17 protein-coding genes are annotated in these 20,721 nt (G+C 60.3%); all 17 read left to right on the top strand.

Annotation, left to right across the window (positions count from 1 at the left end; genetic code table 11):
• Positions 1–162: 162 nt before the first annotated feature.
• The 17 genes from GJ700_RS06520 to GJ700_RS06440 all read left to right on the top strand — a co-directional run bounded on the left by GJ700_RS06520 (position 163) and on the right by GJ700_RS06440 (position 20,655).
• Positions 163–2,085 carry a PrkA family serine protein kinase gene (locus tag GJ700_RS06520; protein ID WP_154371837.1) on the top strand — a complete coding sequence of 641 codons (1,923 nt, stop codon included), beginning with the start codon at positions 163–165 and terminating at the stop codon, positions 2,083–2,085.
• 135 nt (positions 2,086–2,220) lie between these two features.
• Positions 2,221–3,489 carry a YeaH/YhbH family protein gene (locus tag GJ700_RS06515; RefSeq protein WP_154371836.1) on the top strand — a complete coding sequence of 423 codons (1,269 nt, stop codon included), beginning with the start codon at positions 2,221–2,223 and terminating at the stop codon, positions 3,487–3,489.
• 32 nt (positions 3,490–3,521) lie between these two features.
• Positions 3,522–5,051: a SpoVR family protein gene (locus GJ700_RS06510; RefSeq protein ID WP_371867851.1), complete on the top strand. Its 1,530-nt coding sequence runs from the start codon at positions 3,522–3,524 to the stop codon at positions 5,049–5,051.
• Between the two features lie 567 nt (positions 5,052–5,618).
• Positions 5,619–6,281, top strand: a complete 663-nt coding sequence (locus GJ700_RS06505) for an energy transducer TonB (protein ID WP_154371834.1) — start codon at positions 5,619–5,621, stop codon at positions 6,279–6,281.
• Positions 6,282–6,374: 93 nt separating this feature from the next.
• Positions 6,375–7,283, top strand: a complete 909-nt coding sequence (locus GJ700_RS06500; RefSeq protein WP_195763801.1) for a MotA/TolQ/ExbB proton channel family protein — start codon at positions 6,375–6,377, stop codon at positions 7,281–7,283.
• Between the two features lie 6 nt (positions 7,284–7,289).
• Positions 7,290–7,718 (top strand): ExbD/TolR family protein, encoded by a 429-nt coding sequence (locus tag GJ700_RS06495; protein ID WP_154371833.1) that lies wholly within the window; start codon positions 7,290–7,292, stop codon positions 7,716–7,718.
• Positions 7,719–7,774: 56 nt separating this feature from the next.
• Complete coding sequence (locus tag GJ700_RS06490; protein WP_195763800.1) at positions 7,775–8,206, top strand: ExbD/TolR family protein; 432 nt, start codon at positions 7,775–7,777, stop codon at positions 8,204–8,206.
• A 65-nt stretch (positions 8,207–8,271) separates the two neighbouring features.
• On the top strand, positions 8,272–9,489 hold the full coding sequence (locus tag GJ700_RS06485; RefSeq protein WP_229506835.1) for a tetratricopeptide repeat protein: 1,218 nt from the start codon (positions 8,272–8,274) through the stop codon (positions 9,487–9,489).
• A 166-nt stretch (positions 9,490–9,655) separates the two neighbouring features.
• Entirely contained in the window at positions 9,656–10,627 is a 972-nt protein-coding gene (locus GJ700_RS06480) for a bifunctional riboflavin kinase/FAD synthetase (RefSeq protein ID WP_154371832.1), read from the top strand.
• Between the two features lie 78 nt (positions 10,628–10,705).
• Positions 10,706–13,564 (top strand): isoleucine--tRNA ligase, encoded by a 2,859-nt coding sequence (ileS, locus tag GJ700_RS06475; protein ID WP_154371831.1) that lies wholly within the window; start codon positions 10,706–10,708, stop codon positions 13,562–13,564.
• 68 nt (positions 13,565–13,632) lie between these two features.
• Entirely contained in the window at positions 13,633–14,148 is a 516-nt protein-coding gene (lspA, locus tag GJ700_RS06470) for a signal peptidase II (protein WP_154371830.1), read from the top strand.
• Between the two features lie 10 nt (positions 14,149–14,158).
• The gene (gene coaBC / locus GJ700_RS06465) at positions 14,159–15,388 is read left to right on the top strand and encodes a bifunctional phosphopantothenoylcysteine decarboxylase/phosphopantothenate--cysteine ligase CoaBC (protein ID WP_154371829.1); all 1,230 of its coding nucleotides are present in this window, start codon (positions 14,159–14,161) and stop codon (positions 15,386–15,388) included.
• 35 nt (positions 15,389–15,423) lie between these two features.
• The gene (gene dut / locus GJ700_RS06460) at positions 15,424–15,873 is read left to right on the top strand and encodes a dUTP diphosphatase (protein WP_154371828.1); all 450 of its coding nucleotides are present in this window, start codon (positions 15,424–15,426) and stop codon (positions 15,871–15,873) included.
• A gap of 15 nt (positions 15,874–15,888) precedes the next feature.
• Positions 15,889–16,986 (top strand): M48 family metallopeptidase, encoded by a 1,098-nt coding sequence (locus GJ700_RS06455; protein ID WP_229506834.1) that lies wholly within the window; start codon positions 15,889–15,891, stop codon positions 16,984–16,986.
• Complete coding sequence (locus GJ700_RS06450; protein WP_195763799.1) at positions 16,986–17,408, top strand: surface-adhesin E family protein; 423 nt, start codon at positions 16,986–16,988, stop codon at positions 17,406–17,408. Before GJ700_RS06455 ends, GJ700_RS06450 begins: the two co-directional genes overlap by 1 nt.
• A gap of 177 nt (positions 17,409–17,585) precedes the next feature.
• Positions 17,586–19,565 (top strand): DUF4214 domain-containing protein, encoded by a 1,980-nt coding sequence (locus tag GJ700_RS36040; RefSeq protein WP_154371826.1) that lies wholly within the window; start codon positions 17,586–17,588, stop codon positions 19,563–19,565.
• A 73-nt stretch (positions 19,566–19,638) separates the two neighbouring features.
• Positions 19,639–20,655 carry an XdhC family protein gene (locus GJ700_RS06440; protein WP_154371825.1) on the top strand — a complete coding sequence of 339 codons (1,017 nt, stop codon included), beginning with the start codon at positions 19,639–19,641 and terminating at the stop codon, positions 20,653–20,655.
• The last annotated feature ends 66 nt before the right edge of the window (positions 20,656–20,721 follow it).

Genomic DNA, 20,721 nt, shown 5'->3' with positions numbered 1-20,721 from the left:
ACACAGCACCGCGGCACGGGCAATCCGTGCCTCCGCAGGTCGCTGGAAGCACACAACAATAACTACAAAAAGATAGGGAGAAACACACTCACCACAGCAAAGGCCAGCAGGCATCACTGCCGACCAAGTGACTAGCAGGTTTATTCAATAAAGGACATTCAAATGACCATTTTTGACAACTACGCAGCACGGTATGAACGCACCAGGGAAGAGGAAATGTCCATGTCCGAATACCTGGCGCTTTGCAAGAAGGATCGGCTCACGTACGCTTCCGCCGCGGAACGCATGCTGGCTGCCATTGGCGAACCGACGCTGGTCGATACGCGCAACGATACGCGCCTGTCCCGCATCTTCGCCAACAAGGTCATCAAGATCTATCCGGCATTCCGCGAGTTTTATGGCACCGAGGAAGTGATTGAACAAGTGGTGTCGTTCTTCCGTCATGCCGCGCAAGGCCTGGAAGAGCGCAAGCAGATCCTGTATCTGCTGGGCCCGGTTGGTGGCGGTAAATCATCCATCGCTGAAAAGCTCAAATCGTTGATGGAGCAAGTGCCGTTCTATTGCCTGAAAGGCTCGCCCGTCAATGAATCGCCGCTGGGCCTGTTCAACGAACAGGAAGACGGCACCATCCTCGAAGAGGATTACGGCATCCCCCGCCGCTACCTGCGCAACATCCCGAGCCCTTGGGCGGTCAAGCGCCTGCACGAATTCAATGGCGACATCAACCAGTTCCGCGTGGTGCGCCGCTATCCATCGATCCTGAAACAGGTCGCCATCTCGAAAACCGAGCCGGGCGATGAAAACAACCAGGACATTTCGTCGCTGGTCGGCAAGGTCGATATCCGCAAGCTGGAAGACTATGCGCAGGACGATCCGGACGCCTACAGCTATTCCGGCGGCCTGTGCCTGGCCAACCAGGGCTTGATGGAATTCGTCGAGATGTTCAAGGCTCCGATCAAAGTGCTGCACCCGCTGCTGACGGCCACGCAGGAAGGCAACTACAAGGGCACCGAGGGCTTCGGCGCGATCCCGTTCGACGGCATCATCCTGGCGCACTCGAATGAATCGGAATGGAAAGCCTTCAAGAACAACCGCAACAACGAAGCATTCCTGGACCGGATCTACATCGTCAAAGTGCCGTATTGCCTGCGCGTGACGGACGAGATCAAGATTTACGACAAGCTGCTGGCCAATTCGTCGCTGGAAAAAGCGCCGTGCGCGCCCGGCACCCTGCGCATGATGGCGCAGTTCGCAATCCTGTCGCGGCTGAAAGATCCGGAAAACTCGTCGCTGTTCTCCAAGATGCTGGTCTACGATGGCGAGAACCTCAAGGACACGGACCCGAAAGCCAAGTCCATCCACGAATACGTCGATTACGCGGGCGTGGATGAAGGCATGAACGGGCTGTCGACGCGCTTTGCGTTCAAGATCCTGTCCAAGGTCTTCAACTTCGACAATACGGAAGTGGCCGCCAACCCGGTCCACCTGCTCTATGTACTGGAGCAGCAGGTCGAGCGCGAACAGTTCCCGCCGGAGACGGAACAGAAATACCTGTCCTACATCAAGGAACACCTGGCGCAGCGCTATGTCGAGTTCATCGGCAAGGAAATCCAGACAGCGTACCTGGAAAGCTATTCCGAGTATGGCCAGAACATCTTCGACCGTTATGTGACGTTCGCGGACTTCTGGATCCAGGACCAGGAATACCGCGATCCGGACACGGGCGAATCGTTCGACCGCGAATCGCTGAACAACGAGCTGGAGAAAATTGAAAAACCGGCCGGCATCAGCAATCCGAAAGATTTCCGTAACGAGATCGTCAACTTCGGCTTGCGCGCCCGCGCCAACAACGGCGGCAAAAATCCGGCGTGGACCAGCTATGAGAAGTTCCGCACGGTGATCGAGAAGAAAATGTTCTCGAATACGGAAGAGCTGCTGCCGGTGATTTCGTTCAATGCGAAAGCCTCGGCCGAAGACGCCAACAAGCACGCGGATTTCGTTGCGCGCATGGTGGAAAAAGGCTATACGGCGAAACAAGTTCGTCTTCTGTGCGAATGGTATCTGCGCGTGAGGAAGTCTTCGTAAGAAGTCGTCGTAAGAGGTGCATAATGACCTCGTATAGCGAGGCAAGGCGCGGGGCGGTTTCACCACCGGTGAAACCGCCCCGCGAAACCCGGCGCCGTGCGCGGCAATAACGCCGGAATAGAAGCAGGAGGCACTTTGACTCACCTCATCGACCGTCGTTTGCAGGGCAAGAACAAGTCCGCGGTCAACCGCGAACGGTTCCTGCGGCGATACAAGGGCCAGATCAAGGATGCGGTAGGACGCGCCATCAAAGGGCGCTCCATCACCGACGTCGAGAATGGCGAAAAAGTTTCAATTCCCGTCAAGGACGTGAACGAACCCACGTTTGGCCACGCCCATGGCGGCGTGTGGGAAGTCATCAATCCCGGCAACCAGGAATACCTCAAGGGCGACCAGATCAACCGTCCCAAGAGCGGCGGCGGCTCCGGCCGCGGCAAGGCCGGCAACAGCGACCAGATCTCCGAAGACGACTTCATCTTCGAACTGTCGCGCGAAGAATTCATGAATTACTTCTTCGAAGACCTGGAATTGCCGCACATGGTGAAAACCCAGTTGACGGCCACCACGGAATTCAAGAACCAGCGTGCCGGCTATACCGTGTCCGGCACCCCTTCCAACATCCACGTCCTGCGTTCGCTGCGCGGCGCCCTGGGCCGCCGCATAGCCGTGGGCGGCAGTTCCCGCAAGCGCCTGACGGAAGCGGAACATGAATTGTCGGCACTGCTGGAAGCGGGCGCGCCACTGGACGATCCCTATGTGCTGGAACTGAAAAAACTGATCCACCACTTGCACACGCGCTTGCTGGCGATCCCGTTTATCGACCCGTTCGACCTGCGCTACAGCAACCGCATCAAGGTGCCCAAGCCGATGACGCAAGCCGTGATGTTTTGCATCATGGACGTGTCCGGCTCCATGGATGAGAGCCGCAAGGATACCGCCAAGCGTTTCTTCATCCTGCTGTACCTGTTCCTGAAGCGCGTCTACGAAAAGATCGAAGTGGTGTTCATCCGCCACCATACGGCCGCCGCGGAAGTCGATGAAAACGAATTCTTCCACTCGCGCGAGTCGGGCGGCACCGTCGTCTCGTCGGCGCTGCACCTGCTGAACAAGATCATCGACGAGCGCTACGGCGGCGGTTCGTGGAATGCCTACGTGGCGCAGGCATCGGACGGCGACAACTGGGATAACGATTCGGTACTGTGCAAGCAATTGCTGGTCAACAGCATCATGCCGAAAGTGCAGTACTACACGTATGTGGAAATCACCGACGGTCCGCCGCAAAACCTGTGGGAGCAATATACGATGGTGCCCGACCACCACCCGCACTTTGCGATGCAAAAGATCGTGACGCCGGCCGACATTTATCCGGTATTCCGCGAACTGTTCAAAAAGCAGCCCAAGTAGGCCGCCTGGAGAGAGTGCCTGTTATGAACCAAATGACGAAACGCGTTCCACATCCGCGCGCCCTGCCCGAACAGTCCGAATGGACGTTCGAGCTGATCGAGCAGGCGCACGAAGAAATCCGCCGGGTGGCCGAAGGTTTCGGCCTGGACACGTACCCCAACCAGCTGGAAATCATCACGGCCGAGCAAATGATCGACGCTTACACGTCGGTCGGCATGCCGGTCTCCTACAACCACTGGACGTTCGGCAAACACTTCCTCAGCACGGAAAAAGGCTATAAGCGGGGCCAGATGGGCCTGGCTTATGAAATCGTCATCAATTCGAATCCCTGCATCGCCTATTTAATGGAGGAGAACAGCCTGACCATGCAGGCGCTGGTGATTGCCCACGCGGCCTATGGCCACAACTCGTTCTTCAAGGGGAATTACCTGTTCCGCACGTGGACCGATGCGGAAGCCATCATCGATTACATGGTGTTCGCCAAGAATTACATTGCCGAGTGCGAGCAGCGGCACGGCATCGATGCGGTGGAACTGTTGCTGGACTCGTGCCACGCGATCCAGAACTATGGCGTGGACCGCTACAAGCGTCCCGCCAAGCTGTCGCTGGCGCAGGAACAGCAAAAGCAAAAGGAACGGGAAGAATACCTGCAGTCGCAAATCAATGAATTGTGGCGCACCCTGCCACGCCGCGATGAAGAGGAAATCGACCGCCCGCCGCCCCGCTTCCCGCCGGAGCCGGAAGAAAACCTGCTGTACTTTATAGAGAAGTACGCGCCGCTGCTGGAACCATGGCAGCGCGAAATGGTGCGCATCGTGCGCAAGATCAGCCAATACTTCTACCCGCAGCGGCAGACCCAGGTCATGAACGAAGGCTGGGCCACGTTCTGGCACTACACGATCCTGAACCAGCTGTACGACGAAGGCATAGTGGGCGACGGCTTCATGATGGAATTCCTGAAGAGCCATACCAACGTCGTGTTCCAGCCGCCCGTGCACAGCCCTTATTACAACGGCATCAATCCGTATGCGCTGGGCTTCGCGATGATGCAGGACATCCGCCGCATCTGTGAAAACCCCACGCAGGAAGACAAGGAGTGGTTCCCCGACATCGCGGGCAGCGACTGGCGCAAGACCCTGGACTTTGCCATGCGCAATTTCAAGGACGAGAGCTTTATCGCCCAATACCTGTCGCCCAAGCTGATCCGTGAGTTCCACTTCTTTGCCGTGCTGGACGACGACAAGAATGAAAAGCTGGCGGTGTCCGCCATCCATGATGAACTGGGCTACCGCTACCTGCGCCAGCAACTGGCGGAACAGTACAACCTGGGCAACCGCGAACCGAATATCCAGGTCTGGTCCGTCAATACCCGCGACGACCGGGCGCTGACCTTGCGGCATACGCAATTCAACCGGCGGCCATTGAACCAGCAAGCCAATGAAGTATTGAAACACGTGGCGCGCCTGTGGGGCTTCGATGTCCACCTGGAGACCGTCGACCCGCATGGCAATGTCATCAACCAGTTGGAAGTGAAGCGCGAAAAGCGTAATCGCAGCATTTGATGCTGCGCAGAGCGGGCCGAAATCCGCTCTCTATATAGAGGCGCCAGGGCGGGTCCAGACCCGCCTGTTATGAACATACTTTCCGCGACCGTAGGACGGGCTCTGGAACCCGCCGAAAACATGCCGGTTGCATAACATTAGAAGAAAATTCAGCCCTGACTTGCGGGTCTCTGTCTGCGAAATTCTTCTATACTGCTTATATGGCAAGAGGCTTGCAGTTGCATAGCAGCAACGGCAAACGCAAAACTTTTGCGATGAAAATGCCGCATCCGTTGAAATGAAATTCCGTTTTTTCGCGGCAAAGAAAACTTCATCAAGCATGACCTGTTCAGCCACTGAAAAAGTGCGCGAAAAGCTTGCTTTTTGAACCAGAAAGGTGCAGGCCCACGGTCCCGAAAGGGGCTAAGCACATGAAATTTAACCGGTTTTAGGAGCCAAATTTCTATGTAATTCTGAGAATTCGTATGTATAATTCCGCGACGTCCCGGATGCGGCCATGGAGCTTTCGTTGTCCGTCTTGACGGGGTTCAAGTAGTACAAAGAGAGTTGGTATTGGAGAAAGCAGGCATGAATTTCACGCATAACGAGAAAGATACCGGGAAGAACTACACAGGTATTACCATCGTGGTCCTGTTGCACATCCTGATTGGCTACGGGATCGTGACGGGCTTGGGCAAGCGGTTGGTCGCCAAAATGATCGAGCCGGTTGAAACCAAGATCATCGAGGAAGTTGCACCACCACCGCCAAAAGAACTGCCGCCACCACCACCACCGCCAGAAATGAAGGCTCCACCACCGCCATTCATTCCGCCGGTTGAGGTGAACGTGCAGACCCCGCCGCCAGCGCAAAACGTTATTTCCAATGCGACTAACGTGAAGCCTGCGACGACGGAAATCCAGAAGGCCCCGCCAGCTGCCGGAACGCCGGCACCGCCAGCGCCTCCTGCGAAAGTGGCTGCAACCCTGCCACGGGGTGACCTGGAAAAATGCAAACCAGAATGGCCAAAATCGTCGTTGCGTAACGAAGAAACCGGTACTGTGACGGTGGCGTTCCTGGTTGGCGTTGACGGCCGGGTTCTGGAAGCAAAGGTTGAAAAATCCAGTGGCTTCCGTGACCTGGATAAAGCAGCGCAAGTTGGCCTGAGCAAGTGCCAATTCAAGCCTGCCACCGCGGATGGCCATCCGGTGCAAGAGTGGACCAAAGTACAGTACGTCTGGACGCTGGAATAAAAAACCGAGACTAATTAAAAAATCGTCTCTCTAGCAGTAGCAGTCGCTGAAACACATCCAGCGAACTGATTATTTTATTAATTTGGAGGAAGCATGTTTAAGAATACCCGTTTGTCCGCTGTACTGGCCGCAGTGCTGTTCTCGGTGACCGCAGCCACCGCTCTGGTGAGCGCCCCGGCAATGGCTGACGCGCCTGCATCGGCTGCCGCATCGGCACCGGCAGCGGCTCCGGCGGACGCACCAGCTGCTCCAGCTGCTGACGCTGCTGCACCAGCTCCTGCTGCTGCACACGGCGGTAAAGAAGAAGTGGAAAATCCATTCGGCTTCGCTGCCGTGTGGGCCGGTGGTTTCGTGCCACGCGCTACCCTGATCATTCTGGCCCTGATGTCGATGGGTTCCTGGTACATCATCATCACCAAACTGATCGACCAGCAAAAAATCTTCAAACAGTCGAAAGAAACTTCGGCCAAGTTCTGGAAAGCTTCCTCGATCGCTGCCGGTTCGTCGCAGCTGACCGAAGGTTCGCCATTCCGCTTCATCGCTGAAACCGGCACCAAGGCAACCTCGCACCACGACGGCGCCCTGCTGGAACAAATCGACCTGTCGACCTGGGTGACCATGTCGATCCAGCGCGCTGTTGACAAAGTACAGTCCCGCCTGGCTGATGGCCTGTCGTTCCTGGCAACCGTTGGTTCGACCTCCCCGTTCATCGGTCTGTTCGGTACCGTTTGGGGTATTTACGGCGCGCTGACCAACATCGGTATGACCGGTAACGCATCGATCGACAAAGTTGCAGGTCCAGTGGGTGAAGCACTGATCATGACCGCGCTGGGTCTGCTGGTTGCAGTTCCTGCCGTTCTGGGCTACAACTGGCTGGTTCGCCGCAACAAGACCGCAATGGAAGACGTTCGTTCGTTCTCCGCTGACGTGCACTCCGTGCTGATTTCCGGCGCAATGTCGACCTCCCAGGCTGGCGCTGCTGCTGCTAAAAAGATTGGTTAATTAATCATGGGTATGTCTGTAGGCTCCGATAGCGGAGATGACGACGCCGTCCTGTCAGAGATCAACACCACGCCCCTCGTGGACGTGATGCTGGTTCTGCTGATTATCTTCCTGGTAACCAGCCCGGTCGTGCTCAAACTGCAGAAGATTGAACTGCCGAAAGAGCTGAACCAGCCGATCCAGGCGAAACCGGAAAACGTCAACATCGTTGTTAACAAGGATGGCGACATTTACTGGAATCAGAAAAAGATGGCGGACACGAATGAGTTGTTCGATTTTCTGAAAGAACAGGCGGTGAAAATTCCTCAGCCGGAAGTTCATGTACGTGGCGACAAAGATGCCCGTTATGAATCCGTCGGCAAGGTGATCTACACCACCCAGCGTGCAGGCATCCAGAAGGTCGGCTTCATTACCGAGCCGCCTGACCGGGGCTGATGCACTCGCCGTCCGGATGGTTTCCCTCCGGACGGATTTCAAGAAAGGAATAACTCATGGGTATGAATGTCGGTGGCGGCAAGGCTCCTAGCGCCGATCCGGAACCAATGATGGAAATGAACATGACGCCGCTGATCGACGTCATGTTGGTGCTGATCATTATGCTGATTATCACGATTCCAAAAGCTAACCACTCTGTGAACTTGAACATGCCGGTCGGCACCCCGCCGCCGCCAACCAAGGAACCAGTGGTGGTGACGATCGACGTGGACTTCGACGGCACGATTCTCTGGGATAACCAGGTCGTTCCAGACCGTTCCACGCTGGAAGCCAAGCTGATGAACGTGGCGGCGCAAGCCGACCAGCCTGAAGTTCACTTGCGTCCGAACAAGCTGGTTCAGTATGACGCGGTTGCAGGCGTGATGGCTGCGGCTCAGCGCCTGGGCGTCACCAAGATTGGCCTGGTCGGTAACGAGCAGTTCCAGTAATCCGTACGTATGTACAATAGGCAGGTCATTCCTGCCTATTGTTTTTTAAGAAAGAACACTTCCTTATGACCAAGTTTCGTCTCGCGCATCTCGGCCTGGTGATGGCCGCCATCGGCTTCAACGCCGCTGCCCCCATGGTCGGCATGACGTCGGTTGCCTACGCTGCGGATGCTGTCCGCCCAGAAGTCGGCAAACCACTGCAAGAAGCACAGAAACTGGCGGCGGCAGGCAAGAACAAGGATGCGCTGGCCAAGCTGAAGGAAGCCGACGCAGTCGGCGGCAAGTCCGAACACGAGAAATACCTGATCGAGCGCACCCGCGCCTCGGCAGCGGCAGCAGCCGGCGACCACGAAACCGCTGCCCGCGCCTTTGAAGCCGTGATCAATTCCGGCAAGCTGTCCGCCTCGGAAGCACCAAAATTCACGCAATCCCTGGCCAGCCTGTACTACCAGGCCAAGGATTACCCAAAAGCCATTACCTGGATCCAGCGCGCGCTGAAAGACAATCCAGGCAATGCTCAGCTGCAAGAGCTGCTGACCCAGACTTACTACGTGTCGGGTAAGTACGCTGAAGCCGCCAAGGAATTGCAAGCCAACGGCCGCGCTTCCGAATCGCAGTTGCAAATGCTGGCCAACATCCAGCTGAAGCAAAATGACAAGGCCGGCTACGTGCAGACGCTGGAAAAACTGGCTGGCAACTATCCTAAAAACAGCTACTGGGCCGACCTGCTGCAGCGCGTGGTGACCAAGCCTGGCTTCTCCAGCACGCTGAACCTGGATATCCTGCGCCTGAAACTGGCGCTGGGCCTGCTGAACAAGCCGGCGGAATTCATGGAAATGGGCCAGTTGTCGCTGCAAACCGGCAATCCGGCTGAAGCGTTGAAAATCATCGACGAGGGCTACAAGAAAAACGCCCTGGGCCAGGGTGCCGACGCCGACCGTCACAAGCGCCTGAAAGACCTGGCGCTGAAAACGGAAGCCGAATTCGCCGCCAAGCAAGCCGCCACCCAGGCCGAAGCCGAGAAGAACAAGGACGCCGACGCCCTGTTCAACCTGGGCTTTGCACTGGTTTCCGCCGGCAAGGGCGACCAGGGCCTGAAACTGATGGATCAGGCGATCAAGCTGGGCACCGCCAAGCGTCCTGAAGAAATGAAGCTGCACTACGGCATCGGCCAAATCAACGCGGGCAAGAAAGCTGCCGGCGTGGCAACGCTGAAAACCGTCAAGGGCACCAATGGCGAAGCCGACGTGGCACGCTACTTCGTGCTGCAAAACCGCGGCTGATTCGTTTCAGCTCCGATGAAAACGCTGCCTTCGGGCAGCGTTTTTTTATGGCCGGACCAAACAGCGCCGCGCATGCGATCCTTCGCCGCCATCCTTAACTTAGGTCAAATTGCTTCCCAGCCCTTATAATCCCCCATTTAAGCCTGTTTTTTAGCGCAAAAATCCTATGAAGGTATTTCGCGGACTTCCCAATGCTGCAGCGCGCGCGCCCTGCGCATTGACTATCGGCAACTTCGACGGTGTCCACCGTGGCCACCAGGCGTTGCTGGCGCGCGTACGGGCTGCCGCCGACCGGCTGGGCCTGGAAGCGGCCGTGATGACCTTCGAACCGCACCCGCGCGAATTCTTTGCCCAAAAGTCCGGCGACCTGTCGAAAGCCCCTGCCCGCATCGCGAATTTGCGCGACAAGCTGCAATCGCTGTCGAACAATGGCATCGACCGCGTCATCGTCGAACACTTCAGCACCCCGTTCGCCTCGCTCACGCCGCAGGAATTCACGGAAAACGTGCTGGTCGACGGTTTGCACGTGAAATGGCTGATGGTCGGCGGCGACTTTTGCTATGGCGCGCGGCGCGCCGGCAACGTCGACATGCTGATGGAAGCCGGCCGCAAATATGGCTTTGAAGTCGACATCCTGCCAACCGTCATGAATGGCGACCACCGCATTTCCAGTTCCGCCGTGCGTGTCGCGTTGCACAACGGCGACTTTGAACACGCGGAACAATTGCTGGGCCACCCGTATTCGATTTCCGGCCACGTGATCCACGGCGCCAAATTGGGCCGCACCATCGGCTTCCCCACGCTGAACCTGCGCGTGCCGCACCGCCCTGCCCTGGGCGGCATCTTCATCGTGCAGGTGCATGGCCTGGCGGACGGTCCGCTGCCGGCGGTCGCCAGCCTGGGCGTGCGTCCGACGGTGGAAGACGCCGGCCGCGTGCTGCTGGAAGTGCATATCTTTGACTTCAACCGCCCCTGCTATGGCGAAAACGTGCGGGTTGAATTCCTCAAGAAAATACGCGACGAAGAAAAATTCATCGATTTGCCGACGTTGACGGCGGCAATCGAACAGGACGCCCGTGAAGCCCGCGCGTGGTTTGCCCAGCGCAGCGGCGCCGTCACCGCCACCGACCGAATTTGAGCGCCACGCCGCTCACCACAATCACGGCGCCCGGCCCCGGCCGGCGCCTGCCGAATCTCCAACATTAAAGAACGATCCATGTCTGACAACAAGAAGGCTCCCAGCAAGTACCCGGTCAATATGACCGAAACCCCATTCCCGATGCGCGGCGACCTCGCCAAGCGCGAACCGAACTGGGTCAAGGAATGGCAGGACAAGAAGATCTACCAGCGTATCCGCAAGGCGGCCAAGGGCCGTCCGAAATTCGTGCTGCACGATGGTCCGCCGTACGCCAACGGCGATATCCACATCGGCCACGCCGTCAACAAGATCCTCAAGGATATGGTGGTGAAGTCGCGCACCATGTCCGGCTTTGACGCCCCTTATGTACCGGGCTGGGATTGCCACGGCATGCCGATCGAAATCCAGATCGAAAAACAGTACGGCAAGAACCTGCCGACCGCGGAAGTGCTGACCAAGGCGCGCGCCTATGCGCACGAGCAGATCGAACGCCAGAAGAAAGACTTCATCCGCCTGGGCGTGCTGGGCGAGTGGGAAAACCCTTACCTCACCATGAACTATGGCAATGAGGCGGACGAGTTGCGCGCGCTGGGCAAGATGCTGGAAAAAGGCTATGTCTACCGCGGCCTGAAACCGGTGAACTGGTGCTTCGATTGCGGTTCCGCGCTGGCCGAAGCGGAAGTGGAATACAAGGACAAGCGCGACCCGGCCATCGACGTGGGCTTTGCGTTTGCCGAACACGACAAGCTGGCCGCCGCCTTCGACTTGCCGAAGCTGCCGACGGAAAACGGCTTCATCGTGATCTGGACCACCACGCCCTGGACCATCCCGTCCAACCAGGCGCTGAACGTGCACCCGGAGGTCAAATACGCGCTGGTGGAAACCAATCGCGACGGCCAGCCGCTGCTGCTGATCCTGGCGCAAGACCTGGTGGAATCGTGCCTGTCGCGCTACAAGCTGGAAGGCACGACGATCGGCACCGCGACCGGCGCCGCGCTGGCCGGCATCCGTTTCAAACACCCGCTGCATGCGCGCGACGCGTTCTTCGACCGCTACTCGCCGATGTACCTGGCTGAATACGTGACCACGGAAAGCGGTACCGGCGTGGTGCACTCGGCGCCCGCGTACGGCCTGGACGACTTCATCTCGTGCAAGGCGCACGGCATGAAGGATGACGAAATCCTGAAGCCGGTGATGGGCGACGGCAAATACGTGTCGACCCTGCCGCTGTTTGGCGGCATGACGATCTGGGAAGCATCGAAGCCGATCTGCGACGCGCTGCGCGAAGCGGGCGCGCTGTTCGAACTGAAAATGTTCGACCACAGCTACATGCACTGCTGGCGCCATAAAACCCCGATCGTCTACCGCGCCACGTCGCAGTGGTTTGCCGGCATGGACGCGCACCCGAAAGATGGCGGCCCGACCTTGCGCCAGGCCGCGCTGAAAGGCGTCGACGCCACCCGCTTCTTCCCGGACTGGGGCCAGGCGCGCCTGCACGGCATGATCGCCAACCGTCCGGACTGGACCCTGTCGCGCCAGCGCCAGTGGGGCGTGCCGATGGCCTTCTTCATCCACAAGGAAACCGGCGAACTGCACCCGCGCACCCCGGAATTGCTGGAACAGGTCGCGCAACTGATCGCCAAGAGCGGCATCGATGCGTGGCAGGCGCTGGACCCGGCCACGTTGCTGGGCGACGACGCGGCCCACTACGAAAAGAACAAGGACACGCTGGACGTCTGGTTCGATTCCGGCACCACGCACCAGACGGTATTGCGCGGTTCGCACCCGGACCAGTCGCACTTCCCGGCCGACCTGTACCTGGAAGGTTCGGACCAGCACCGCGGCTGGTTCCACTCGTCGCTGCTGACGTCGGCCATGCTGAACGGCTCGGCGCCCTACAAGGCGCTGCTGACGCACGGCTTCGTGGTCGATGGCGAAGGCAAGAAAATGTCGAAGTCGGTCGGCAACACCGTGTCTCCGCAAGACGTGTCGAACAAGCTGGGCGCCGACATCCTGCGCCTGTGGGTGGCCGCCACCGATTACACGGGCGAGCTGTCGATCTCGGACGAGATCCTCAAGCGCGTAACGGAATCGTACCGCCGCATCCGCAATACGCTGCGCTTCCTGCTGGCCAACACGTCCGACTTCGACAACGCGAAGAACGCGGTGCCGGTTGCAGAATTGCTGGAAATCGACCGCTATGCGATGGCCGCCACCGCTGCGCTGCAAAAGGAAATCGCCGCGCACTACGACAACTATGAATTCCACCCGGTGGTGTCGAAGCTGCAGAACTTCTGCTCGGAAGACCTGGGCGGCTTCTACCTCGACATCCTGAAGGACCGCCTGTACACGTCCGCCGTGGATTCGCATGCGCGCCGCTCGGCCCAGACGGCCCTGTGGCACATCACGCAAAGCTTGCTGCGCGTGATGGCGCCAATGCTGTCGTTCACGGCGGAAGAAGCGTGGGCAGTCTTCGCCGGCAAGGAAGCGTTCGCCGCCAGCGACGAAACCATCTTCACGCAAACGTACTGGGAATTCCCGGCCGTTGCCGATGCCGAGGCGCTGCTGGCCAAGTATGCGGCGCTGCGCGCTGTCCGTGCCGACGTCACCAAACAGCTGGAAGAAGTGCGCACGTCCGGCGCGATCGGTTCGTCGCTGCAGGCGGAATTGCTGATCAAGGCGTCCGGCGACAAATACGCGCTGCTGGCCAGCCTGGATGAGGACCTGAAGTTCGTCTTCATCACGTCGCAGGCGCAGGTGGCGCAAGTGGCGTCGGAAGCGGATGAAGCGGTGGAAGTGAAAGCGTCGGAAGCGGCCAAGTGCGAGCGCTGCTGGCACTACCGCGCCGACGTGGGCACCCATGCCGATCACCCGGGCCTGTGCGGCCGCTGCCACAGCAACCTGTTTGGCGCGGGCGAGAAGCGCAAGTTCGCATAAGCGATCACGCGTCGTCACACCATACGGCGGGTTTTACCAACCCGCCGCATTCCCTCTTATTGGCGCTCATGGCTAAATCGAAACCAATCGCAGTAAAAGTATCCTCTTCCGGCGGCGGCGGACTCGCGCCCTGGCTGGGCATTGCCGCCATCATCATCCTGCTGGACCAGATCACCAAGATCACCATCAACAAGACCTTCCGCTATGGCGAAGACTTGCTGGTGACGTCGTTCTTCAACCTCACGCTGGCCTACAACAAGGGCGCGGCCTTCAGCTTCCTCGGCAACGCGGGCGGCTGGCAGCGCTATTTGTTCACGGGGATCGGCATTGCCGCCGCGCTGTACATCGTCTACCTGCTGAAACGCCACGCGGGACAGCGCATGTTTTGCTGGGCGCTGGCGCTCATCATGGGCGGCGCCATCGGCAACGTGATCGACCGGCTGCTGTATGGCCACGTGGTGGACTTCCTGGACTTCCACTGGCCATCGCTGGGCCACTTCCCCGCGTTTAACATCGCGGACACGGCGATCTGCATCGGCGCGGGCTTGTTCATCCTCGATGAACTGCGCCGCGTGAACAAATAAAGGAACCATCATGGAACTCGAGGGCAAAAAAATCGTCCTGGGCCTGTCGGGCGGCGTCGCCTGCTACAAGGCCGCGGAACTGTGCCGCGCGCTGACGCGCGAAGGCGCGTCCGTGCAAGTGGTGATGACCGACGCGGCCGAGCATTTCATTACGCCCGTGACCATGCAGGCGCTGTCCGGCAAGCAGGTCTACAGCAGCCAGTGGGACCCGCGCGTGGCCAACAACATGGCACACATCGACGTGACCCGCAATGCGGACGCGATACTGGTGGCGCCCTGCTCGGCCGATTTCATGTTCAAGCTGGCGCACGGCGCCTGCGACGATTTGCTGTCGACCATGTGCGTGGCCCGTCCGCGCCATGTGCCGCTGCTGGTGGCGCCCGCGATGAACGTGGAAATGTGGCAGAACCCCGCCACGCAGCGCAACGTGCAGCAACTGAAAGAGGATGGCATCGTCATCTTCGGTCCGGCCGCCGGCGAACAGGCATGCGGCGAAGTGGGCCTGGGCCGCATGCTGGAAGCGGAACAATTGCTGGCCGAACTGGTGGCGGCCTTCCAGCCGAAAGTCCTGGCAGGCAAGCGCATCCTCGTCACGGCCGGTCCGACCTTTGAAGCCATCGACCCGGTGCGCGGCATTACCAACCTGTCGTCCGGCAAGATGGGCTACGCGGTGGCGCGCGCCGCCCGTGAAGCAGGCGCCGAAGTGGTGCTGATTTCCGGTCCCACCGCGCTGCCGACGCCGTTCGGCGTGCAGCGCATCAACGTGCAAAGCGCGCAGCAAATGTACGACGAAGTCATGCGCGCCGTGCACGGCCAGCACGTGTTCGTTTCCGTCGCCGCCGTGGCGGACTGGCGCGTGGCCAACCCCAGCACGCAAAAGATGAAAAAGACCGGCGACGGCACCGTGCCGGACCTGAAGTTCGAACAGAATCCGGACATCCTCGCCACCGTGGCCCAGCGCACCAGCCTGGCCGGCTATCCGTATTGCGTGGGCTTTGCCGCGGAATCGGAAAACCTGCTGGAATACGGCGCCGCCAAGCGCGAAAAGAAAGGCATCCCGCTGCTGGTCGGTAACATCGGCCACCACACGTTCGGCCAGGACGACAACACCATCATCCTGTTCGATGAAAACGGCCACACGATCCTGCCGCGCGCCGACAAGCTGACGCTGGCGCGCGCGCTGATCTCGGAAATTTCCAAGCGCATCGACAAGCACTCGCTGTTCTCGCCGCAATCGTAATCAACCCGTAACACCTTCGTAAAAGTCGTAAGCACATGAAAACCGTAGACGTCAAAATCCTCGACCCGCGCATGAAAGAACAGCTGCCGGCCTATGCAACCCCGGGCAGCGCCGGCCTGGACCTGCGCGCCTGTATCGACGCGCCGCTGGTGATCGAGCCCGGCCAGACCGTGCTGGTGCCGACCGGCCTGGCGATTCACATCGCCGATCCGGGCTATGCCGCCATGATCCTGCCGCGCAGCGGCATGGGCCACAAGAACGGCATCGTGCTGGGTAATCTGGTAGGCTTGATTGACTCGGATTACCAGGGACAACTAATGGTTTCCACCTGGAACCGGGGACACAATACGTTTACGCTGAACCCGATGGAACGGCTGGCGCAGTTGATCATTGTGCCGGTGCTGCAAGTGGGCTTCAACGTGGTGGAAGAATTCGGCAATTCCGAACGCGGCGAAGGCGGTTTCGGGAGCACCGGCAAACATTAAGAAGAGGACATGGCAATGGCAGGCAAGGTTCAGCGTTTAGCGGTATATCTCACAGCGGCAGGCGCCGCGACCTTGCTGGCAGGCTGTTCCACCCTCTGGCCCGGGCAGCCGGCCCCGGCCGACGGCCCCGCCCCCTACACGCCACCGGCGCAGGAAGCGCAGCATGGCTTGTCCGCGCGCGCCGTGGCGGCGCAGGAAAGCCTGAAGAACATGGTGGCGCTGCAAGACCGCCTGTCGCGGGTTTCCGCTCCCCTGTTAATCAACAATGCCGACCTGTGCCGCAACCAGGCGCGCAACCTGCTCGGCTTCACGGCGCAAAACCGTTATTCCTATCCGGGCGAATACAGTGAAGCGGCGGCCGCCGTGCTCGGTTATGGCGACCGCCTGCAAATCAGTTCCGTACTGGCCGGCAGTGGCGCCGCCCGCGCCGGCTTGCGCAAGGGCGACAGCCTGATCGCCGTCGAAGACAAGGCCCTGCACGGCGGCCCCGATGCGGAAGCGCAGGCGGCCGAAGTGCTGGGCCCGCTGGTCGGCAACCGCGCCGCGCTGAACCTCACCATCGGCCGCAGCGGCCTGTCGCAAACCCTGAACGTACCCGTCACGCGGGCCTGCGCGATCCGCATCCAGCTGGGCAACGCCGACAACATCAATTCCTACGCGGATGGCCAGCGCGTCGCCATCACGCGCGGCATGATGAACTTCGCGCAGAGTGATGAAGCCATCGCCTACGTGCTGGCGCGCGATATCGCCCACAACGTGCTTGGCCACGCGGGCGCCATGCGCCAGACCGGCACGCAAGGCAGCATGATCGACAACCTGGTGCGCGCCAAGCCGGACACGTCGCTGCTGATTGGCGGAGGCGGCATCAAGCCGGTGCCGCAAGACCTGGATGCGGCGGCCGATACGCTGGCCATCTACATGCTGCAACGGGCCGGCTATAACATCGACCGCGCCAAACCGTTCTGGCAAAAACTGTCGAGCCAGTATCCGGCCACCGTACTGAATGGGTACACGGCGGCCCATCCCGCCATTGCCGTGCGCATGGCAGCGCTGGACCGGGCCGTCACCGACGTCAAGGCCAAGCTGGCCGCAAAAAAACCGCTGGTGCCGTGATGCGCGCCCTGTCTTCGGCGCTGCTGCTGGCGGTGTCCGCCACCGCCCTGCCCGCCGCGCACGCTGCGGAATGGACCCGCGTGGGGCGCGGCGCCAATCCCGAAGTCTATGTCGACCTGGCTTCCATCAAGGAAGAAAACAATGGCCGCAGCGCCTGGGTCATGCGCAATTTCCGCAAGGAGCAAACGGCGCCGGACGGCAAACCCTACCGCTCGATGCGCGTGCAGCACTTGTACGCATGCCAGGACCACACGGCCACTTTGCAGGCGCAGGCGTTTTATCCGGACGCCATGGGCAAGGGTGAAGCCATCGGCAATTTCAAATACGAGCAATATGACGCGGAAAAAATCGCGGCCGGCAGCGCAATGGACAGCGTGTCCAGGCGCGTGTGCCGCAAAAAGTTGCGCAAAGTGCGCCGCTGACGCCAGGGTTGCCTTGCGATCCGGCAGCCAGCGGACGGCACACTGGCTGGTGACAACGTCTTGTTTTTCCTCAAATTATTGCATCGCCACCTTGCCGGCTGCCACGGCCGGCGCAGCCGCTAACTCAGCATTGCAATATCAGCAATAATTGCGCTTCATCCATCGCATGGAGCCGCAATGCCCAATTTCCTTTCCGTGCCGCAACCAGGCGGTATTGCCCACGGCAGCGTGATCACCTTTGACTTTGGCCAGCACATTACGCCGGGGACAGGCCTGGTCAAAATCTACAGCCAGGCTCCCGGCAATACGCTGCTATACGCCTTCAACAGCGCCAGCCTGATCTTTGGCGACACCACGCTGTCGCTGACTTTGCCGGCGACACTGGACTACGGTGCGCGTTTCGACCTGGTACTGGACCGCGACGTCGTGAAGGAAGATACCGGCCTGCCCGCTGGCGGCAGGTACGTCTCGTTCTTCGAAGTCGAAGAACGGCCTGCGCCTGCGCAGATCCAGTGGACGGGCGCGGCCGGTCCGGACACGATCCATGGCAGCACCGGTGTGGATTTACTGCAAGGGGGCGATGGCGACGATGCGCTGTACGGCCATGCCGGCAACGATGTCTTGCTGGGCGGCGCCAGCGGGCCGCGTGGCGACACGCTGTATGGCATGGACGGCGATGATGCCCTGTTCGGCCAGGATGGCGCCGACACCCTGTATGGGGGCAATGGCGACGATTATCTCGATGGCGGTGACGGCAATGACGCGCTCGACGGCAATGCCGGGGATGACGAACTGCATGGTGGCAACGGCAACGATACGCTGACAACGGCCGGCGGGATACACGACATCCTGCATGGCGATGACGGCTACGACAATCTGTACCTGTATGGCGGCGGCGGCACATTGTATGGCGGCAGCGGCAGCGATTTCATCACCATCCTCGGCAGCCACTCCCTGGCTGAGTCCATCCCCGCGCTGGCCGACGGCGGGGATGGAGATGACTACATCCAGGTGCAGGGACGCCCGGACGCCGGTGGCGTGACTGTACGGGGCGGCGCCGGCAGGGACACCTATGCCACCCCGCTGTTCTTTGAGTCGGAATACCTGCCGACGCAAGTGATCATTACGGACTTCACTGCCGGCGCAGACCGCGCCACGGCCGATACGATCGACGTACGTGGCATGATGCCGCCGGATTACACGGCAGGTAACCCCTTCGGTGCGGACGGCGTATTGCGCCTGGTACAACAGGGAGCGGATACCCTGCTGCAAATCGACCGGGACGGCGCGTCCGGCCCAGCCGGCTACGATAACGTCATGATCCTGCAGGGGGTGCAGCGCACGGCGTTGACCGCCGCCAACTTTAACTACCTGTCGCCCGACGGCGGCCGCGCAGGCATCACCGACAACAGCGAGGGCCACCTGGACGGCACACTGGCTGACGACATCCTGTGGGGCTCTTCGGACCATGACCACATGGCAGGATTCAACGGCAACGACGTGCTGTACGGTGGCGATGGCAACGATGAATTCAAGGGCGGCTATGGCGCCGACACGCTGCATGGCGGCGCCGGCACCGACACGGCCCGCTATGACTTTGACAATGACAATCCCTATACGGTCCTGTTCGGCGTTGACGGGAGCCTCTATGTCATGGACCGCCGGAATCCTGCCGACCTCGACAAACTGGACGGTGTCGAACGCATCGTATTTACCCAGGACCACCGCAACGCCACCGGGATCGCCTACGATGTCGAAGGCACCGGCGGCGATGTGTTCCGCCTGTATCTGGCCGCGGTGGGCTCGGCGCCGGCCACCGATATCGACAGGGCAGTCCTGGGCCTGATGCTGAAGGATGCGGACCACGGGGTGCCGCTATTGCAACTGGCGCACAACATCGTCGCATCCCGCGAATTCCAGGACCAGCATGGCCAGCAACCCGGCAGCGCCGCGCTGGTCACGTCGCTGTACCGCACGGCGCTGCACCGTGAACCGGATGCGGCCGGGCTGCAATACTGGAGCGGCCTGCTGGACAGCAAAGCCATCGATGCCGCCGGCTTGCTGGTATCGATGGCCGGCAGCGAGGAACACCACACGCTGGCCGCCACCATCATCGGTTCATCGTTCGACTACCTGGCCTCGGTGCCGCAGTGGTGACGGGTTGGCCGCCCGATGACCGGTATATGCAAGCACCGGCGCAAGGCTTCCTGCGCCGGTGTATAGTTTCGCGATGGACAGCATAGACCTCGAAGTACTGAAAACCAGCGCCGCCTGGATCGCTGCCGGCCACAAGGCCGAACTCGTCACCGTGATGAAAACGTGGGGCTCCAGCCCCCGTCCGATCGGTGCGACCCTGGCCATTTGCGACGATGGCACGGTGGTGGGTTCGGTGTCCGGCGGCTGCATCGAAGACGACTTGATTGCCCGCGTACGCGACCATGGCATCACGCGCGACAAGCCGGAAGTGGTCAGCTATGGCATCACGGCCGACGAAGCGCACCGCTTCGGCCTGCCCTGCGGCGGCACCATCGAACTGGCGCTGGAACCGCTGGGCGCGCACAGCCGTATCGCGGAATTGCTGGACATGCTGGAACAGCGCCGCCTGGTCGAGCGGCGTTTGAATCTCGACACGGGCGCCGTCACGCTGGCGCCGGCCGTGGCGGGCAATATCCTGGAGCGGGTCGGCAATGAACTGGTGACGCAGCATGGCCCGCGCTGGCGCCTGCTGATCATTGGCGCGGGGCAGTTGTCGCGCTTCCTGGCGCAAATCGCCACCGCCATGGAATACCACGTGACGGTGTGCGACCCGCGCGAAGAATACCGGCAAGGTTGGCATGTCGACAATGTGCAACTGGTGCACGCGATGCCGGACGACCTGGTGCTGGAAATGAAACTGGACCACCGCAGCGCCGTGGTGGCGCTGACGCACGATCCCAAGCTGGACGACCTGGCGCTGATGGAAGCGCTGAAGTCCGACGCGTTTTATGTGGGCGCGATCGGTTCGCGCCTGAACAATACCAAGCGCCGCGAACGCCTGCTGCAATTCGACGTCACACCGGAACAGATGGACCGCCTGCACGGTCCGATCGGCCTGTACATCGGCAGCAAGACCCCGGCGGAAATCGCAATTTCCATCCTGGCGGAAATGACGGCCGTGAAAAACGGCGTCCCGTCCAGCATGCAGGTGAACCACGCCGCCGCCCCGCAGCCGCCGTCCGACAATGGCAGCACGTGCATGGTGCGCTAAGGCCACGTAAGTTTAAAAGCAAGAAGCGAGCTGGCAGAGATTTCCAGCCTCGGCCACAATAGGGGT

The organism is Pseudoduganella rivuli (assembly GCF_009674485.1).
Taxonomy (GTDB): Bacteria; Pseudomonadota; Gammaproteobacteria; order Burkholderiales; family Burkholderiaceae_D; genus Rugamonas; species Rugamonas rivuli_B.
Note: the sequence above shows the minus strand (reverse complement) of the source record. Positions and strands in the feature narration are given on the sequence as shown.

Bases quoted from the DNA above. Each gene is read 5' to 3' on its own strand.
- GJ700_RS06520 (WP_154371837.1), top strand. From the start codon at position 163: ATGACCATTTTTGACAACTACGCAGCACGGTATGAACGCACCAGGGAA.
- GJ700_RS06510 (WP_371867851.1), top strand. From the start codon at position 3,522: ATGACGAAACGCGTTCCACATCCGCGCGCCCTGCCCGAACAGTCCGAA.
- GJ700_RS06505 (WP_154371834.1), top strand. From the start codon at position 5,619: ATGAATTTCACGCATAACGAGAAAGATACCGGGAAGAACTACACAGGT.
- GJ700_RS06500 (WP_195763801.1), top strand. From the start codon at position 6,375: ATGTTTAAGAATACCCGTTTGTCCGCTGTACTGGCCGCAGTGCTGTTC.
- GJ700_RS06495 (WP_154371833.1), top strand. From the start codon at position 7,290: ATGGGTATGTCTGTAGGCTCCGATAGCGGAGATGACGACGCCGTCCTG.
- GJ700_RS06490 (WP_195763800.1), top strand. From the start codon at position 7,775: ATGGGTATGAATGTCGGTGGCGGCAAGGCTCCTAGCGCCGATCCGGAA.
- GJ700_RS06485 (WP_229506835.1), top strand. From the start codon at position 8,272: ATGACCAAGTTTCGTCTCGCGCATCTCGGCCTGGTGATGGCCGCCATC.
- GJ700_RS06480 (WP_154371832.1), top strand. From the start codon at position 9,656: ATGAAGGTATTTCGCGGACTTCCCAATGCTGCAGCGCGCGCGCCCTGC.
- ileS (WP_154371831.1), top strand. From the start codon at position 10,706: ATGTCTGACAACAAGAAGGCTCCCAGCAAGTACCCGGTCAATATGACC.
- lspA (WP_154371830.1), top strand. From the start codon at position 13,633: ATGGCTAAATCGAAACCAATCGCAGTAAAAGTATCCTCTTCCGGCGGC.
- coaBC (WP_154371829.1), top strand. From the start codon at position 14,159: ATGGAACTCGAGGGCAAAAAAATCGTCCTGGGCCTGTCGGGCGGCGTC.
- dut (WP_154371828.1), top strand. From the start codon at position 15,424: ATGAAAACCGTAGACGTCAAAATCCTCGACCCGCGCATGAAAGAACAG.
- GJ700_RS06455 (WP_229506834.1), top strand. From the start codon at position 15,889: ATGGCAGGCAAGGTTCAGCGTTTAGCGGTATATCTCACAGCGGCAGGC.
- GJ700_RS06450 (WP_195763799.1), top strand. From the start codon at position 16,986: ATGCGCGCCCTGTCTTCGGCGCTGCTGCTGGCGGTGTCCGCCACCGCC.
- GJ700_RS36040 (WP_154371826.1), top strand. From the start codon at position 17,586: ATGCCCAATTTCCTTTCCGTGCCGCAACCAGGCGGTATTGCCCACGGC.
- GJ700_RS06440 (WP_154371825.1), top strand. From the start codon at position 19,639: ATGGACAGCATAGACCTCGAAGTACTGAAAACCAGCGCCGCCTGGATC.